This window comes from Bacillus sp. FSL W8-1141, from assembly GCF_038593205.1.
GTDB lineage: Bacteria > Bacillota > Bacilli > Bacillales > Bacillaceae > Bacillus > Bacillus altitudinis.
The window spans coordinates 3,473,963-3,490,732 of sequence record NZ_CP151973.1 but is presented as its reverse complement, the minus strand read 5'-3'; the positions used below and the strand labels follow the sequence as shown (position 1 = coordinate 3,490,732).

18 protein-coding genes are annotated in these 16,770 nt (G+C 43.7%); 11 read left to right on the top strand and 7 right to left on the bottom strand.

Translation table 11 applies throughout. The features are described 5' to 3' along the window. Nucleotides 1-3 precede the first annotated feature (3 nt). The 10 genes from NSQ52_RS17985 to NSQ52_RS17940 all read left to right on the top strand — a co-directional run bounded on the left by NSQ52_RS17985 (nt 4) and on the right by NSQ52_RS17940 (nt 8,830). Nucleotides 4-1,182, top strand: a complete 1,179-nt coding sequence (locus NSQ52_RS17985; RefSeq protein WP_342473703.1) for a DegT/DnrJ/EryC1/StrS family aminotransferase — start codon at nt 4-6, stop codon at nt 1,180-1,182. Continuing rightward, on the top strand, nt 1,179-2,054 hold the full coding sequence (locus NSQ52_RS17980) for a GNAT family N-acetyltransferase (RefSeq protein ID WP_342473701.1): 876 nt from the start codon (nt 1,179-1,181) through the stop codon (nt 2,052-2,054). The genes NSQ52_RS17985 and NSQ52_RS17980 overlap by 4 nt, the downstream gene beginning before the upstream one ends. Before the next feature lies 1 nt (nt 2,055). After that, complete coding sequence (locus NSQ52_RS17975) at nt 2,056-3,180, top strand: N-acetylneuraminate synthase family protein (RefSeq protein ID WP_342473699.1); 1,125 nt, start codon at nt 2,056-2,058, stop codon at nt 3,178-3,180. Further along, nucleotides 3,170-3,910, top strand: a complete 741-nt coding sequence (locus NSQ52_RS17970; protein ID WP_342473697.1) for a glycosyltransferase family protein — start codon at nt 3,170-3,172, stop codon at nt 3,908-3,910. Before NSQ52_RS17975 ends, NSQ52_RS17970 begins: the two co-directional genes overlap by 11 nt. Next, the gene (locus NSQ52_RS17965; RefSeq protein ID WP_327871977.1) at nt 3,907-4,935 is read left to right on the top strand and encodes a glycosyltransferase; all 1,029 of its coding nucleotides are present in this window, start codon (nt 3,907-3,909) and stop codon (nt 4,933-4,935) included. The genes NSQ52_RS17970 and NSQ52_RS17965 overlap by 4 nt, the downstream gene beginning before the upstream one ends. Before the next feature lie 2 nt (nt 4,936-4,937). Then, entirely contained in the window at nt 4,938-5,678 is a 741-nt protein-coding gene (locus NSQ52_RS17960; protein WP_041507940.1) for a sugar phosphate nucleotidyltransferase, read from the top strand. Then, entirely contained in the window at nt 5,675-6,640 is a 966-nt protein-coding gene (rfbB, locus tag NSQ52_RS17955) for a dTDP-glucose 4,6-dehydratase (protein ID WP_024719470.1), read from the top strand. Before NSQ52_RS17960 ends, rfbB begins: the two co-directional genes overlap by 4 nt. 3 nt (nt 6,641-6,643) lie before the next feature. After that, a complete protein-coding gene (gene rfbD, locus NSQ52_RS17950; RefSeq protein WP_039165197.1) occupies nt 6,644-7,498 on the top strand; it encodes a dTDP-4-dehydrorhamnose reductase in 855 nt (284 codons plus the stop codon). Further along, nucleotides 7,491-7,946 (top strand): dTDP-4-dehydrorhamnose 3,5-epimerase family protein, encoded by a 456-nt coding sequence (locus NSQ52_RS17945; RefSeq protein ID WP_008343612.1) that lies wholly within the window; start codon nt 7,491-7,493, stop codon nt 7,944-7,946. Before rfbD ends, NSQ52_RS17945 begins: the two co-directional genes overlap by 8 nt. A 92-nt stretch (nt 7,947-8,038) precedes the next feature. After that, complete coding sequence (locus NSQ52_RS17940) at nt 8,039-8,830, top strand: SDR family oxidoreductase (protein ID WP_342473694.1); 792 nt, start codon at nt 8,039-8,041, stop codon at nt 8,828-8,830. A gap of 15 nt (nt 8,831-8,845) precedes the next feature. Here NSQ52_RS17940 and NSQ52_RS17935 read toward each other — a convergent pair whose 3' ends face one another. The 6 genes from NSQ52_RS17935 to NSQ52_RS17910 all read right to left on the bottom strand — a co-directional run bounded on the left by NSQ52_RS17935 (nt 8,846) and on the right by NSQ52_RS17910 (nt 14,948). Further along, nucleotides 8,846-10,042, bottom strand: a complete 1,197-nt coding sequence (locus NSQ52_RS17935; RefSeq protein WP_274660492.1) for an aminotransferase class I/II-fold pyridoxal phosphate-dependent enzyme — start codon at nt 10,040-10,042, stop codon at nt 8,846-8,848. 14 nt (nt 10,043-10,056) lie between these two features. Beyond that, a complete protein-coding gene (locus NSQ52_RS17930; RefSeq protein ID WP_274660493.1) occupies nt 10,057-11,478 on the bottom strand; it encodes an ATP-grasp domain-containing protein in 1,422 nt (473 codons plus the stop codon). A 15-nt stretch (nt 11,479-11,493) separates the two neighbouring features. Beyond that, nucleotides 11,494-12,255, bottom strand: coding sequence for an SDR family NAD(P)-dependent oxidoreductase (locus NSQ52_RS17925; RefSeq protein ID WP_008343608.1), 762 nt, complete (start codon nt 12,253-12,255; stop codon nt 11,494-11,496). Beyond that, a complete protein-coding gene (locus NSQ52_RS17920; RefSeq protein WP_173408379.1) occupies nt 12,252-12,959 on the bottom strand; it encodes a cupin domain-containing protein in 708 nt (235 codons plus the stop codon). Before NSQ52_RS17920 ends, NSQ52_RS17925 begins: the two co-directional genes overlap by 4 nt. A gap of 1 nt (nt 12,960) precedes the next feature. Beyond that, entirely contained in the window at nt 12,961-13,566 is a 606-nt protein-coding gene (locus NSQ52_RS17915; RefSeq protein WP_047945786.1) for a bacilysin biosynthesis protein BacA, read from the bottom strand. 149 nt (nt 13,567-13,715) lie between these two features. Continuing rightward, nucleotides 13,716-14,948 (bottom strand): MFS transporter, encoded by a 1,233-nt coding sequence (locus NSQ52_RS17910; RefSeq protein ID WP_251210548.1) that lies wholly within the window; start codon nt 14,946-14,948, stop codon nt 13,716-13,718. 145 nt (nt 14,949-15,093) lie between these two features. On the opposite strand from NSQ52_RS17910, the gene NSQ52_RS17905 reads away from it, so the two are divergent. Further along, a complete protein-coding gene (locus tag NSQ52_RS17905) occupies nt 15,094-15,573 on the top strand; it encodes an Lrp/AsnC family transcriptional regulator (RefSeq protein WP_342473691.1) in 480 nt (159 codons plus the stop codon). Between the two features lie 15 nt (nt 15,574-15,588). On the opposite strand, the gene NSQ52_RS17900 is transcribed toward NSQ52_RS17905, so the two are convergent. Beyond that, nucleotides 15,589-16,749, bottom strand: a complete 1,161-nt coding sequence (locus tag NSQ52_RS17900; RefSeq protein ID WP_342473690.1) for an MFS transporter — start codon at nt 16,747-16,749, stop codon at nt 15,589-15,591. Between the last annotated feature and the right edge of the window lie 21 nt (nt 16,750-16,770).

Sequence of the window (16,770 nt, the reverse complement as noted above, 5' to 3'; positions counted from 1 at the left end):
GATATGGGACAAAAGAGAGCACAATTTCTTCCTTATGCACTGCCTTTTATTGAACAGGAAGAAATTGATGAAGTCATTGGAACATTAAAGTCCGGCTGGTTGTCCACCGGACCAAAAGTTAGACAGTTTGAAGAAGAGTTTAGGCAGCTGACTGGAGCGAAGCACGCAATAGCAGTCAATTCATGCACAGCTGCTCTATTTTTAGCGTTAAAGGCGAGAGGCATTGGAGCTGGTGATGAGGTCATCACAACGCCTCTGACGTTCTGCGCAACAGCCAATACGATCATCCATACGGGGGCAGCCCCTATTTTCGTGGATATTGATCCGGCGACACTCAATCTAGATGCGAAAAAATTAGAAGCGGCCATTACACCACATACGAAAGCGGTTGTCCCTGTACATTTTGCTGGTCAATCGTGTGATATGGACCAAATTTTAACGATTGCCAAAAAATATGATTTGTTCGTGTTGGAGGATGCCGCTCATGCCCTCTATACGACCTATCATGATCAACCGATTGGATCAATTGGTGATGCGACCGCTTTTAGCTTCTATGCAACGAAAAACATAGCGACTGGTGAAGGTGGCATGCTGACGACAAATGATGATGCACTTGCGGCTAGAATCAGAAGGCTGGCGCTTCACGGGATGAGTAAGGGAGCGTGGAATCGTTATGGAGAAAAGGGAACATGGTATTACGAGGTCGAGGAACCGGGCTATAAAATGAACATGTTTGACGTGCAAGCATCGTTAGGGCTCGTTCAGCTAAGCCGGTTGAAGGAGATGCAGACACGCAGAGAACAGATTGCGAAGACATACAATCATGCATTTCAACATGAAGCTGGTCTCATCTTGCCGCCTGTACATGATGAGGGAAGACATGCGTGGCATTTATATGTGCTGCAAGTTGATCCAAAAGCAGCACTGATCACACGCGATGACATGATTGATCAGCTGCAAAAGGAATATAAAATCGGCACGAGTGTTCATTTTATTCCCGTTCACTTGCATCCATATTATCAAGAGACCTACAACCATTCACCAGAAGATTTCCCTGAGGCACTTACTTATTACAAACGAACGCTTTCGCTCCCACTCTATCCAAGTATGACAGATGAAGATGTGCAGGATGTCGTCACCGCAGTCGTGTCAATTTTAAAAGACAAGAAGGCCTCTTCATGAAAGTCGTTCATGCAATAGACGATCAGGTGCTGGCAGCTTGGCTGAAAACATATGGTCATGAAGCGGGACGCATGACAGGATTCAAGCAGTTTGCTCTTGTCAGCGGCGCTAAGCTCAAAGCACTGCTGTTATACGAATGGTCCAAATGGGAGAGCGGCATTTTTGATAAGCATATTTTTCATGTGAAGTTTGTGGAAGCTGAATCAGCGCTGCTCTTTAAAGAATTGATGGAGAGATTCATCAATTGGATGAGAACAGAAAAATGTGATTTTTTCTTTTTACGTCTTGAGGCGGCTGATCTTGAAAAAAACCGCATTGTTCAAAAACTATCTCATGTGTATTATGTCGGTGGTCTCACTAGGCTTGAGGCACCGCCTGCCCTGATGGAGATGCCATCATCAGATCAAGATGTGGTGATGGGTGTGCCAGATGAAAAGGATTACGATGAGGCGGTCTTACTAGGTGATCGGGCTTTTGTGAAAAGCCGTTATGCCCTTGATCCATATTTAGACCAGCGTGTTGTTCAGCATTTTTATCAGGAGTGGATGAGAAACAACCTACTCGGACGCGCAGATATCAACCTCGTTGCCAAGGTAAATGATGAAGTGGTTGGCTTGATTCAAGGTATGACAAAGGGGCATGAGATGGGGCTTGAGCTTTTTGCGATTAGACCGGATGTTCAAGGAAAAGGGATCGGAAAAAAGCTGTTTATTGAGATGATGAAAGTGTCTCATCACAGAGGGCATCACTTCATTTCTGCGGGGACACAGCTTCATAATACGACAGCCATCCAGCTGTACGAAAAGATGGGGTTTAGGACAACAAATGCCTTTTTGTATTACCATGTGTGGCCGAAAAAAGGAGAGAGGTAAGATGGCGCATTTCTATATCGGAGATCGCAAAGTGGGAGATGATGCGCCTGTCTTTATCATTGCAGAGGCAGGCATTAACCATGATGGAAAGCTGGATCAGGCACTTGCTTTAATTGATGTGGCAAAAGAAGCAGGGGCTGATGCGGTGAAGTTTCAAATGTTTCAAGCGGATCGGATGTATCAAAAGGAACCGGGGTTATACGAAACGGCCAAAGGAGAAGAAGTGTCTATTTTTTCTTTAGTGGAACAAATGGAGCTGCCGCCAGAATGGCTGCCTGTCTTATTGAGACGTTGTAAGGAAAAAGGACTGATGTTTTTAAGCACCGTGTGTGATGAAGAATCGGCTGATTTATTGAATCAAACGAATCCGCCTGCTTTTAAACTGGCATCCTATGAAATCAACCATTTGCCTCTTTTGCGTCATACGGCTTCTTTTCACAAGCCGATCATTTTTTCAACAGCTGGGGCCACCATTGCTGATGTTCATGAAGCATACGAAACGATTACGAGCCAGCAAAATAAGCAAGTCGCCATCATGCATTGTGTGGCAAAGTATCCAGCACCTAGAGCATATACGAACCTGCGGGTAATTCAAACCTTAAGGTCCGCTTTCCCTGAAGCAGTCATTGGCTTTTCAGATCATAGTGAACACCCGACGGAAGCGCCAGTAGCCGCTGTGAAGCTCGGGGCAGCAATGATTGAAAAACATTTTACAATAGATAAAACATTACCCGGAGCGGATCATTCATTTGCTCTTAATCCTGAAGAATTAAAGGAAATGGTTCAGCACATTCGAGCAGCAGAAAAGCAGCGGAATCAAGCGGAAATAGACGTTCATTCATTACCAGAGGAGCTTCTTGGCAGTTCTTATAAAACGACAACAGCCATTGAAGGGCAGATTCGAGAATTTGCGTATCGAGGAATTTTTACGACCAAAGGCATTGCAAAGGGAGAGACCCTCACGTCAGAAAATGTAGCTGTGCTGCGCCCTGGACAAAAAAATCAGGGGTTGCATCCGCGATATATACCGATTTTACTTGGCACAAAGGCTGTGAGAGACATCCCAGCTCATACAGGCGTTTCGTGGAAAGACGTACTCACGCAGGAGTCTCGTGATGATGCATGATGTGCTTTTTGTCATTCAGGCTAGGATGGGATCAACAAGACTGCCCAAAAAAGTGATGAAACCGATCGGCGGCATGGCGCTGATTGATTTGATTGTGGAGCGGGTGAAGCAATCAGATGATTACCATCACAAAATGCAAAACCTTATGATTGCCACAACGGTCGAACCAGAGGATGACTATTTGGCTCAATACTGTATGTCAAAGGGTTATAAGGTGTTTCGAGGCAGTGAGGCAGATGTGCTTGAGCGGTTTGCGCAGATTGTTCGCCAATTTGAACCTAAAACGGTTGTACGTTTAACGGGAGACAATCCATTTATAGATCCTTTGCTTTTGTCGAAAATGCTTGAAAAACATAGACAGGAAAAGGCTGATTACACATATACGAACGGAACACCACTCGGTATTTCCGGGGAAATGATTGAGGCATCTATTTTATGTGAAATCGACAAATTTCCCCTCACTTATTCAGAACGTGAGCATGTCACGCTGTATATCAGAAAGCATCCCGAGCAATTTCACCTTCAATTATTCACACCGCCCAAAGAACTTGCATATCCTGCTTATCGATTCACGATTGATACAGAAGAAGATTATGTGTTTGCTACCTGTTTATTAGAGAAAGCTGGTGGTTCTATTGCTGTGCCGACAGCTGAGCTCATTTCCATCTGTGAACAACATCCAGACATTGTTCGTTTGAATCAATCTGTGAGACAGAAGGATGCTGAATGAACAAAAAAATCATGATTGTTGTTTATGGGGGTTTTTTAAGAGGAATGGGTCATGTCGCCAGAATGAAACGTTTGGCAAAAGAACTGCTTCAGGAAGGGAACGACTTATATTTCTATACAAATGATCAGATTTGTGTAGAAATGCTTTCGCACCCAGAGTGGCACGTTCAGATGGTGCATGAGTCGAATGCGCTTCTACAAATCCAACAAGACATCAAAAAGCTAAAGCCTGACCTTTTAGTCATAGATGTCCTTGATTGTGATCTTCAGTTTCTTCAAACGATCAAAGATTCCTGCGATAGTGCGAGGCTGGTCTTATTTGAGGAAAAAAGAGAGGAAGCCTGTCAGCTTGCAGACACGGTCATAAACGGCATTTATGGCGGTCTGGACGGGAAGCACGAGCAGGTTAATGGCACGGCTTATTATCATGGAACGCCCTATTTATTGTTAGATCACGAGATTAATCGATTCAAAGACACATATGAGGTTCGGAAAGAATGTAAAAAGGTGGTCATCAGCCTTGGCGGAAGTGATCCGTGCGGCCTGTTATCAAAGGCTGTATCGGCGCTTCTTCAAACAAATCACCTAGACATTTTAGCGGTCGCAGGAAAAGCCTCTCACATCAAAGAGCAAGTAGAGGCGGAACATATCCAATTCATTCAACATACAGATCAACTACCGGTTCTTTTATCAGAAGCTGATGTGGCTATCGTAGCAGGCGGTATGACGTTATATGAGGTAATTTGTATCGGGGTGCCCAGCATTGTCCTATCGCAAGTAGACCACCAAGCAGTGACAGCGAGCATGTTTGCGCAAAAGGGCGCTTGTTTTCACCTTGGATTAGGTGACCTTGTGGAAGAAAAAGACCTGTTGCAAGCTGTTCAAAAACTGTCTGACAGCTATTTTCTCCGCAGAAGCATTCATCTTAATGGACGTTCACTCATTGATGGAAAAGGAATCGAACGAGTGAAAAACATTCTTATACACCTCATGAATTCACACCAAAAAGAACATAAGGATGTGTAGATGTGAAGGGAGTTATTTTAGCAGGAGGAAAAGGATCACGGCTGGCACCATTAACGAAGATTTTCAACAAACACTTGCTGCCGGTTGGTCCATACCCGATGATTTATTGGTCATTATTCAAACTGAAAGAAGCAGGAATTGTAGATGTGATGCTGATTTCACAGGAAGAACAAATTCCGTTGTTTCAAAAGTTACTGGAAGATGATCGTGAACTTGGGATGAACATTGTGTATCAAGTACAGCCAGAAGCGTCTGGTATTTCCGATGGTTTATCCTATGCAAAGCCCTTTGCTCAAGGGGAAAAATTTGTGCTGATGCTTGGTGATAATGTTTTTGAAGATTCATTACGCCCTTTTGTCGACGCCTTTCGGCAGCAAGAAAGCGGAGCCAAGGTTTTATTGAAAGAGGTGGCAGATCCAAAACGGTTTGGCATTGCAGAAATTGATACTGCTCATCACCGAATTTTATCAATAGAAGAAAAGCCAGAGCACCCGAGGTCATCTTACTGCGTCACGGGCATCTATTTTTATGATCAAGACGTCTTTCAATATATCGAGGAAATCTCGCCGTCAGATCGAGGTGAACTAGAGATTACTGATGTGAATAATCTCTACATCTCAAATAGCCAGCTGACCTATGATATGTTAAAAGGGTGGTGGATTGATGCAGGAACACATGAATCTCTCCACGAAGCATCTACAAAAATGTTTGAAACGATGAAGGAAAAAGAGGGATACGAATGACGAAGTCTTATTTAATTACAGGTGGAGCAGGGTTTATTGGACTGAATTTTGTGAAGCTGCTGCTTCAAGAGTCCGATGTCCGGCTTACCGTATTTGATAAATTAACATATGCCAGTCATCCAGAGGAGATGGAATATTTATCAAAGCTGCCTCATTTCCGTTTTGTTCAGGGAGATATTACGCTGCAAGACGAACTGGATCAAGTATTTGATGAAGCCTATGATGCCATCATTCATTTCGCAGCAGAATCACATGTCGATCGCAGTATTGAGTCAGCAGAACCCTTTATCCAAACAAATGTCCTTGGTACCTATCGTATGCTTGAAGCTGTTTTAAAGGGAAAGGCGAAAAAACTTATTCATATTTCGACAGATGAAGTATATGGAGATTTGGAGCCGGATGATCCTGCTTTCACAGAACAAACACCACTCTCACCGAATAATCCTTATTCAGCAAGCAAGGCAAGTTCAGACCTGCTTGTGAAATCTTATATCCACACCCACCAACTACCCGCCATGATCACAAGATGCAGCAACAACTACGGACCTTATCAGCATGAAGAAAAATTAATCCCAACCATTATTAGAAAAGCGGTCAATGGTGAAAAGATTCCGATATACGGAGACGGCCAGCAGATCCGCGATTGGCTGTATGTAGAGGATCATGCGAGAGCCGTAAAACAAGTAGTAGAAAACGGAACAGCCGGTCAGGTGTACAATATTGGCGGCGGCAACGAGAAAACAAATCTTGATTTAACCAAAACCATTCTCACACATCTAGGCATCTCTCATGACCAAATCGCGTTTATTCAAGACCGGAAAGGGCATGACAGGCGGTATGCCATTGATGCCAGTAAGCTAAAAGAAGAGCTTGGCTGGGTGCAGGCAACTTCATTCGAAAAAGGTATCGAAAAAACGATCGATTGGTATCGTGCAAAATATGATCAAAGTGAAGAAGGGTGACCGATGAAAGTTTTAATCACCGGTGCAGGCGGCCAATTAGGGAAAGAATTGACGAAACAGCTGAAAGAAAAAGACATCACAGTCATTGCTTTAACAAGGAGTATGCTGAATATCACAGATCAACAGGCAGTCAGACATGCAATGAGACATTTCCGTCCGGATATTGTTGTCAGTGCGGCTGCTTATACGTCTGTGGATCAATGCGAAACAGAAACGGAAAAAGCCTATCTTGTGAATGGGATTGGCGCCTACTATACAGCGCTTGAGGCTAAGAACGTAGGGGCTGATGTATTACATGTCAGCACAGATTATGTGTTTGATGGGCAAGCGGATACCCCTTACCAAGTTGATGCACAAGCAGATCCGCAAACCATTTATGGGAAAAGTAAAAAACTTGGAGAAGAATTGATTCATCTTGTGTCAGATGAAGTGAAGATCATTCGGACATCGTGGCTTTATGGACATGAGGGACATAACTTTGTGAATACCATTCTTCGGCTGGCTGAAACGAAGGATCATTTGCGCATCGTCAATGATCAGTTAGGGTCTCCTACTTATACAAAGGATGCCGCAGAAGCTTTGATTCACTTGTTTGACCAGAAAGCAGGTATTTATCATGTCAGTAACCGAGCAAGCTGTTCATGGTTTGACTTTGCGACAGAAATTGTGGCAGCAAGCGGTCTGTCTACGACAATTGAGCCCATTTCCACTGAAGAGTATGGTTTCCAAACACCTCGGCCCGCCTACTCTGTTTTAGACCTGCAAGCGATTGAAGCGACAGGCTGGAAGCCAAGACATTGGAAGGATGCACTTCACGAATACTTGCAGAAAGAAGGGAGATTCGAGCAGCATGATTGATGGTGTTCAAACGAAAAAACTCATGAAACATTGTGATGATCGCGGCTTTTTCGCAGAGCTTATTCGAGATGACGAACCGATGCTGAAGCGATTTGGGCAGGCGTCGTGGTCGAAAAGTTTCCCAGGAGTGATCAAAGCCTTTCATTATCATGAAAAACAAGACGATGTTTGGTTTTTCCCAGCAGGTCATGCACAGGTCGTTTTATACGATTTGAGAGAGGATTCCCCGACAAAGGGTCAAACCGATGTGTATTATATGGGAGAAGATAATCCGATGCTGCTCCTCATCCCAAAGGGAGTTGCCCATGGCTACCGCGTATTAGGAGAGACGCCGCTGCAGATTGTGTATTTTACAACAGAATCGTACGATCCAAAAAACCCAGATGAGAAGAGAATTGCGTGGAATGATGAGGCGATCGGATTTAATTGGGAAACGACATTTAAATAGAGAAGAGAGGCCTTTCGCAGGAGAAAGGTCTTTTTTTGTTGAAATACATTCTGTATGTGTCATTTTATGTATATTGATGAAAAGGGATGTGGATGAGTTTGTCTAAAAGAATTGCATTTGTCACAGGGGCAAGTACAGGCATTGGAAAGGCAATCGCAATAAAACTTGCCGCCCAGAGCGATATGAAGGTGATCATCAACTCTAGAAATATAGCCTCACTTGAACAGACGAAACAGCACATTCAAGATATGACAGAAACAAAGGAACCGCTGTCTCTATTCTGTGGAGATATGTCGGTTGAAGCGGTGAGGTCGGAAGCCTTTGAAGAAATAGAAAAGGAGTTTGGCAGACTCGATGTGCTGATCAATAACATTCCAGGAGGAAAACCAGATACATTTGATTCATGTGAAACTGACCAGATGCTGGCTGCTTTCTCCCAAAAAGCCATCGCCTACGTAGATACAATGAAGCGTGCAGTAGCATTGATGAAAAGACATGAATATGGACGGATCATTCAAATTGTCGGGAACCTGTGGAAGGAACCTGGTGAACAAATGTTTACGAATAGTATGATGAATGCAGCGATTATTAATGCCAGTAAAAATGCAGCCACACAGCTTGCGTCGTCTAGTATTACGGTGAATTGTTTAAATCCTGGTTTTATTGCAACCGATCGGTATGAACAATTTATCGGCAATATGATGACGAAGCAGGGAGTGTCACGAGAGCAGGCTGTACAAGCTGTCGCATCAGGTATCCCAATGCAAAGAGTAGGCTCAGCGAGTGAGATGGCGTCATTGGCAGCTTTTATGGCATCAGAGGAAGCTTCTTATATCACAGGCCAACAAATCTCCGTAGACGGTGGAACGATGAAAAGTATATAAACTGAAAAAAACCCGCTATAGGCGGGTTTTTTGATGAAATCGAATGGGGAGGATGGACAGACGGTCGATAAAGAGAGCAAGCTCTTCAATCGGGGCAACCATTGAAATGCGTACATGACGGCTCCCATTGGCTCCAAATACTCCTCCAGGCGTGACGACAACATCGGCATGTTCGAGTAAATAGTCAGCAAAGGCATGAGAATGTTCAAAGTCATCAGGAATCGGAGCCCATAAATAAAAGGCGCCGGGTGGACGTTTGATTGTCCAGCCAAGCTTTCTCGCCGCTTGCCGGATGAAGAAATTGATTCGTTCAAGGTATATCGCTCTTAATGATTGAATATGACAGTCATCACTTTGCAAGGCAGCAGTCGCTGCATGTTGAAATCCGCCATACATACTGACAAACACGTGGTCTTGGAAGGTATTGATGGCATGAATGATCTCCTCATTTCCAACAGCAAAAGCGACTCTCCATCCTGCCATATTAAAAGTCTTTGATAGAGAATATAATTCGACGCCTACACTTTTCCCGAGAGGAGTATTCATGAAGCTCACGGGTGTTTGTTCGTAATGAAATGAACCATAGGCGAAATCATGAATAACATACAGTTCGTGAGCGGCCGCAAAGGTAGCAGCCTCTTCAAAGAATGCCTCATTTGCGACAGCACCCGTGGGGTTATTTGGATAATTCAAGAACAGTACTTTTGCTTTTTTGACTACATCACGATCAATTGAGGAGAGATCTGGTAAATAACCATTTTTCTCTTCAAGTTTGATACTGTATGGCTTGGCGTCCGCCATCAAAATGCCTGAATGATATTCAGGGTATCCTGGATCGGGAACGAGTGCAATATCTCCTGGATCAAGAAGACACTGACTCATGACATACAGTCCCGTTTTTCCGCCAGTGAAAAGAGCAATTTCCTTCTGCGGATCAATCTCAGCACCGAATTCCGATCTATAAAAATCTGCAATGGCTTGTTTGAAAAAGTCAAAGCCTCTAAAAGGGGCATATTGTTGAAATGGCAAAACACCCGCTGACTCCTTTAGGGCACTCACGATATGGGGAGGAGTTGGTAGATCAGGGTTTCCCTGACCTAGATTCATGATGTTTGCTCCGTTTTTTGTCTTTTGAGCAATTTTTTCAAAGACGGTGCCGAATTTTTGTTCAGGCAGCCGTTCAATCATTTTAGATGCTAACATTTTCACCACAGCAGCCTCTCTTTCTATCCCTTCACTAATTCATCCATTAACTGAATCGTTGCCTGTTTCTGAATGTTGCGGATGGACGCGGCAACGTCTTGTGAGGATGATCCTTTTAATTCAAGAGATACGATTCCATTAAAAGCTTCAAATAAAGCAAGATCCACCATAGTCCCTTTGGCAGGGAATGATTGACTGACAATCGCAGTATCTCCAACGAATGCCTCCTCTGGAATAGACACATGATCAATGGTGATATGTGTGGCTTCAGGTGGGATATGCCCACTCTCTTTAAAATGCTGGGGGTACAGGTGGCAGTCCGCTACATAAAATGTATGTCCAGAAAACAGCTGTTTTGGCAGTACAGCCTTTTTACCATCAACTAATACATCAATCAATAGCTTGGCCATATCGACGCCAAAGACCTTTTTAATATTCGGGATCATATTCCAGCCAGCGAATCGAGCCGCTGATTCGATCAGTCCAGTTTCTCGATTTTTCATGAGTTTGATTTCTGTATGGGTTGCACAATGTTCAAGACCTAGTCCTTCATTTGCCTTTCTTGCTGCTTCAATGATGATTTGCTTTGCTTCATTGTCTAAGATCGTCGGAGTGATATGAGCCGTTTCTGTAAAACCGATTTGAGGGGTTTTATCATGTATGACAAAAGGGAGATATTCGCCCTCTACGACCAGCCCTTCTACACTGACATAATCAGCATATCCTTCATCTTCATACCAATCTTCGTAAGCACCCTCTAAATACGTTTCAGCGACAAACGGTGCTTCATACGTGACAGCGTCTGGGACTGGTATGGTTTCCAAATACGATTGTACTTGTAAAAACAGATCATCACTTCCAGCCTTGTCATGAAACAAGGTGACGCCAATAGAACTGGCTAAATATGTAGGCTTTAAAATGAGCGGTGTTCCGATAAACTCAACGGCTTTTTGGAAATCAGATAAAGTCGTGACAGGCTGAGTTTTCACCGCTTTGACGCCAGAGGCGTTGAATGCAGCCCTCATTTGGCTTTTATCACGCGCCATTTCGGCTGCCTTGACACCGGCACCTCGCAGCCCAAGACGTTCAGCGGCCTTTGCCATCGGTGCAATGAATAATTCATTATTGGTGGTGATTGCATCTGCTTTGAAAAAGGAAGCCACTCGAATGAAGTCTTCCACAACTTCTTCTTCTGATTTTGGATAATCATCATGTGCCCAGTAAATAGAATCAGGGTGTTCAAAAGAAGGGTGTGTATCAAAATAATCACGGTCTTTGATGACCGCAATGGAGTATTTTTCGATTAGCTCGGCATGTCCCTTTGTAATCGCAAAGGGTCTCGGGATATAAGAAACGATATGATACGATGCCGCCACGCTTTCATAAAACATATGGGGCGGGCACCCACCTAGATCAGCAATGACAAGTACAGTTTTTTTACTCAATGAAAGCACTCCTTTTTATCTAGCGGTGTAACCTCCGTCTGCTGTGACGACACTTCCAGTCATATAGCTGGATAGATCAGAGGCGAGAAAGAGCATCACGCCAGCAATTTCTTCAGGTTTTCCAAGCCGCAGCATAGGGTTCACCTTTGCCTTTTCCTTTTTGACGATCTCGAGACTTTCTGTGTGGTTGTCTAAAAAGGACTTCTCGTTTAATGGTGTATCAATGATGCCAGGGGCAATACAATTCACCCTGATTTGATGAGCGGCATAGTCAATGGCCATTGATTTGGTGAGCTGAATGACACCGCCTTTTGTTGCATTGTATGCCGGAATGTCAGGCCAGCCCACAAGACCTCCGACAGATCCGGTATTGATAATACTTCCACTCTTCTTTTCAAGCATATGCGGCAAAGTATGCTTACTCATGAGAAAGACGCCGGTCAGGTTGACCTGAAGAATACGATGCCAATCCTCCAGTGCCATCTCATGAATAGGTGAGACAATTTCGATGCCTGCATTGTTAATGAGGACATCAATGGCACCGAATCGGCTCAGCACGCTCTGAACGGTTTGGTGACAGTCAGACTCCTTCGTAATATCTGTTTTAAAAAATGCAAGGTGCTCATGCGGCAATGATTCAATTAGTTGGTTGCCGCTGCTTTCATTGATGTCAGCGACAGCTACTTTTGCTCCATGCTCGAGGAAGAGCTTGACAGCAGCAAGCCCAATCCCCGACGCACCCCCTGTAATGAGGACAACTTTTCCATCCAGCTTCATTTCTTCACCTTAGATGCCTTTGGTTTTAAGCGATTATAGCGAGGAGGGAAGAAGAGATTAATAGACTTTGATGCTTCTGGCTTTGGATTGATGGCCCCATGATCTTCCCTTGGATCACAGAAATAGGTGGTGCCAAATTCCATCTTTTCTGTAAAGCCTTCGATCGTCATATCATACCCTCCGCTGATGCAAATGCCGATTTGTTCATTTCTATGTTTATGAAAAGGCATTTCTCCGCCGTTTCCAGGAATATTGGCAATCATCAGCTCCATCCAATCCTCCACAAAAAAAGTCACTTCCATGCCAGGGAGTAAATCCCGTGTTTTGAAAATGTCTAAGAAATAAGTGGGGGGAGCTGTATAATCTTCGTCATCCTTTAATCTCTTAATATCAATGGCGATCACTTCTTCATCTGTCAGATTTGAAGCGCCGTGAGGGACAAACGGTGGTGCGATATAGGCTGATTCTAATGGGGTGAGCAGTTGAGTCGATTGGCCGACAGTCATTTGAAGCTCGCCCTTTAACACAATACCGATTTGTGCTTCGGGGTGTTCGTGAGGTTCAATGATCGTGCGGGGAGGGACGTATGAAATTAACACTTCCGTACCGCCTCTTACAGTGGAATATTGGATAACGCCATTATCCCATTCTAATTTTTTCGCTTGAGGAAAATATCGTTCTTGCGTCTTTTGTTCAGTTTGCATCTTACATCTCTCCTTTTCCGAATATGGACCAACTCATGGGTATACTTTTAAACGTTCGAATGAAGATGAGGCCATATGTGGCTCTTGCCACCTCATTCGTTAAAGCAAAATCAAATTCGCCGTCTCTTACTTTCTGCGCGGCAGTACTTGTAGAATTAACAAGTTCAAATTCAGCATTTTGGTGAATGAAATATTGAATTAAATTGACAGGTGCAGGATGTGAGACAATTTTTAAATGGTGGAGCATTTGTTCATTGAATGGGAAATCAGGTCTGACAGCCAAACCATACATGGGCGTGTCACATCTGAAAATTTGTAAAAGCTGTAGATCTGGTCTCATGTAGAAGTGTTTGATGCCTTCATATGCGTGTGGGACGAGAGTAAATTGAAGTGGTTGAGAGAGAGTATGTTCAATGCAAGTTTCGAATGTGTCATAAAGGGATAGTTTCGTATGAGTACCGAGTGTAGTGGTGGATTGAGAGATGAAATGTTTTGCTGCGTATTCACTGCTTGTCCCCTTAGGGCCTAGAGTGTTGACTGTAAACATCTTAGGTGAAGGGCTTGGCTCTTCTTTGAAATGAAACACATCATCATTCTTTAGGATCATGTTTACCATCCAATCTTTTTCAAAATTTTACTAGATTATAAAATTTAAAATTGGTAATTGTCAACAAATTTTATAAAAAATGTAATATATGATGATATTAAAAATTGATCTAAAAAACTGCACATATCGAGATGTGCAGTGAAATGTGCTTACGTTTCAAGAGTAGTTGGCTGTTTTTTCTGTAAGGCACGTTCTCGTTTATAGCTGCCGAAGCTGATGATAAAACCAACAAGTGTGATCAATGCACAGACAAGACCTACCGTATGATATCCGAAATGGACATAAACGGGTCCCATCAGTGCGGAACCGAGCATAACAGCAAGGTTGGAGGCTAGGCTGTAAAAAGCCATCACTTTCCCGCGATGGGTTTGAGAGCAGTCGCTTAGAACGGTGCTTAGAAGCGTGACAGATAAGCTTTGCATAGCACCCCAAATAAATAGGGCGAAAATCAGCAACATCCACGAGAATGGCGCATAAGGAAGCAAGGCTAGAACAAGCGCAATTCCACCCAGCACGAGGACAAGGGAACGGGTTTTACCGAACCAGTCTGCTAATTTTCCAGTAAACATACTCATAGAAAAGCCGACGCCATAAGCCATAATAAGAAGTCCAGCTGTTGATTGTCCGCCATCAAACAGACTTTGCAGATAAGCACCTAAAAACGAGTACATGCCGTAAAATCCAAGCATATTGCAAAACGTCACAGTCAAATAGGCAGGCACACGATCGATTTTCAAAGCTCCCCATAAAGCGCCTGTTTTCTCACTAGCTTGAGGTGCCTTCGGATCAGCTGCTCTGACTTGTTTTCTTGATTCAAGGATGACGAGCAGCAGGACAATGAGACTCATCATAGCGAAAATCCAAAACGTCCAGCGCCAGTTTAAACTCTGGCCGATAAAGGCGCCAATGGGCACACCAAGGACAAGAGAAAGAGACCAGCTCGAAACAATAAGTCCCATCACTTTGCCGCGATATTCGTATGGAACCCGGTCGCCCACAAGAGCATAGGCTGTTGGCACAAATACACCAGTTGCCAGCCCAGAAATAGCACGACCTGCAAAAAACACGGCCAAATTTGGGGCAGCAGCACACATCACTGTTCCAATCAAAAAGAAAGACAGCCCAATCATCAAACACAGCTCTCTTGAATATCGGTCCCCTAAAGGAACGAGCAGCGGAGCTCCAACCAACACAGCTAACCCATAAATGCTGATGGAAAGAGCGAGAACATCAAGAGAGTGCTGAAAGGAGTTTGATAAATCAGGCAGCAGTGGTGAAATCACCAGTTCCTCCGATCCCGCCGCAAAAACGCCAAGTGTGAGTGCAATGGCAAGTGTGATGGGAAATGTTTTAGAAGCCTGGCTGTCTAAAGATTCTTTCATCAAGTGATCCCTCCATACTTGCTTTTTCATTCAATTCCGTTAAAATAAATTCTACCATTATTTAGTTTTATTTTACATTTCGTATCATAAGTATCATCATAAAATACTTTTCAAATGGAACGATTTTGGGATAGGAGCGTAACGAATGAAAATCACCGATGTGGATGTGCATATTTTAAACGAATTGAGAGAAGATGCCCGCTTATCAATGAGGGAATTGTCCAAACGAGTGAATTTATCGGCGCCTGCGGTAGCAGAAAGAGTGCGAAAACTAGAGGATGCAGGGATTATCGAAGGGTATTCTGTTCAAGTCAATTATAAAAAGCTCGGTCTGATGATAGACTGTTTACTGGAAGTCACCGTATTAAATGGGGAGTATCAGCGTTTTGTGACATTTATGAACCAGCATCCACGTGCGTTCTTTGCTTATCGAGTGGCAGGACAGTCCTGTTTTTTCATTAAGCTGTCTGTTTGTTCTCTTGAAGAAATTGAAGCGTTTATTCAAGATGTGTCTGGTTTTACAAAAACGGTCTCTCATATTGTTTTATCAGAGCATTCCTTTACCCATCCGGTACAGGAACGTGTGAAACAAATAGAAGAGCCAGAAATGACCGTGGTGAAATAGAAAAAGGACCTGCCCTCAGGTCCTTTTGATTCGTTTATCTGACTGATAGCTCATGATCGTAATGATCAATCCAATGAATGTTACACCTGCCGCAAAGAGCGGGACAAGCTGTAAATGTGTGATTTCGATAGCAAGACCGCCAAGCGCTGCACCGCCGGCATTTCCAATATTAAAGGCAGAATGACTGAGCGTTGATGCGAGTGTCGGGGCTTCATGTGCCATGTTCATCGTGCGGTATTGCAAGGTAGGAACGAGAATAAATGAAATGATTCCCCAAACAAAAATCGTCAGCACGGCAGGCACTTTAAAGGCAGATGTATATGTGAATAACAACAGGACAGCCATCAGCAAGATCAATGTGACGATAATACTCGGCATCAGCTTCCAGTCCGCAAGTTTTCCACCGACTAAATTCCCAATGGTGACCCCAAGCCCAAAGAGGACAAGAATGAGGGTGACCCCGTTTTCCTGAAAGCCAGTCACTTGCAGCAGGATCGGGCTGATATACGTAAAGGCGGTAAACACACCCGCAAAACCGAATATCGTCATCGCAAAGGAGACGAGGACCTGCGGCTTTTTCAACACCGATATTTCATTTCGAATATCTAATACTTCTTCTTTCGATTGATTTGGTACTAAACTGATAATACCGATTAAGGAAATGAGACCAATGACAGCAATAACGAGAAATGACATGCGCCAGCCGAATTGATTTCCGATAAAGGTGCCAAATGGCACACCCAGTACATTGGCTACTGTCAGTCCTGTAAACATGAAGCTGATCGCACTTGCGCTTCGCTCCTTAGGAACAAGCCGTGCAGCCATAATGGCGCCGACACCAAAGAAGGTACCATGGGCAAATGACGTTAAAATACGTGCAGCCATCAAGAGACCATAAGAAGTCGATACAGCGGCTACAGCATTTCCTGCTACGAAAAGAATCATTAATAGAATGAGGAGACGTTTTCTCGACATTTTTCCAGTTGATAACGTTAAAATAGGGCCGCCAACTGCGACACCGAGTGCATATCCGGTAATCAGCTGACCTGAAGCAGAAATAGATACATGAAGATCATTTGCGACATTTGGCAAAATTCCCATGATCACAAATTCAGTCATGCCAATCGAAAACGCACCGAGCGTTAACGCAAAAATAGCGATGGGGAAGTTTTTCATGATGAGATCACCTTTCTAAAC

Coding starts and splice junctions, on each gene's coding strand:
- NSQ52_RS17920 (WP_173408379.1), bottom strand. CDS start 12,959: ATGCAAACTGAACAAAAGACGCAAGAACGATATTTTCCTCAAGCGAAA.
- NSQ52_RS17940 (WP_342473694.1), top strand. CDS start 8,039: ATGAGTTTGTCTAAAAGAATTGCATTTGTCACAGGGGCAAGTACAGGC.
- NSQ52_RS17900 (WP_342473690.1), bottom strand. CDS start 16,749: ATGAAAAACTTCCCCATCGCTATTTTTGCGTTAACGCTCGGTGCGTTT.
- NSQ52_RS17945 (WP_008343612.1), top strand. CDS start 7,491: ATGATTGATGGTGTTCAAACGAAAAAACTCATGAAACATTGTGATGAT.
- NSQ52_RS17910 (WP_251210548.1), bottom strand. CDS start 14,948: ATGAAAGAATCTTTAGACAGCCAGGCTTCTAAAACATTTCCCATCACA.
- NSQ52_RS17975 (WP_342473699.1), top strand. CDS start 2,056: ATGGCGCATTTCTATATCGGAGATCGCAAAGTGGGAGATGATGCGCCT.
- rfbB (WP_024719470.1), top strand. CDS start 5,675: ATGACGAAGTCTTATTTAATTACAGGTGGAGCAGGGTTTATTGGACTG.
- NSQ52_RS17980 (WP_342473701.1), top strand. CDS start 1,179: ATGAAAGTCGTTCATGCAATAGACGATCAGGTGCTGGCAGCTTGGCTG.
- NSQ52_RS17970 (WP_342473697.1), top strand. CDS start 3,170: ATGATGCATGATGTGCTTTTTGTCATTCAGGCTAGGATGGGATCAACA.
- NSQ52_RS17985 (WP_342473703.1), top strand. CDS start 4: ATGGGACAAAAGAGAGCACAATTTCTTCCTTATGCACTGCCTTTTATT.
- NSQ52_RS17905 (WP_342473691.1), top strand. CDS start 15,094: ATGAAAATCACCGATGTGGATGTGCATATTTTAAACGAATTGAGAGAA.
- NSQ52_RS17915 (WP_047945786.1), bottom strand. CDS start 13,566: ATGATCCTAAAGAATGATGATGTGTTTCATTTCAAAGAAGAGCCAAGC.
- NSQ52_RS17965 (WP_327871977.1), top strand. CDS start 3,907: ATGAACAAAAAAATCATGATTGTTGTTTATGGGGGTTTTTTAAGAGGA.
- NSQ52_RS17925 (WP_008343608.1), bottom strand. CDS start 12,255: ATGAAGCTGGATGGAAAAGTTGTCCTCATTACAGGGGGTGCGTCGGGG.
- rfbD (WP_039165197.1), top strand. CDS start 6,644: ATGAAAGTTTTAATCACCGGTGCAGGCGGCCAATTAGGGAAAGAATTG.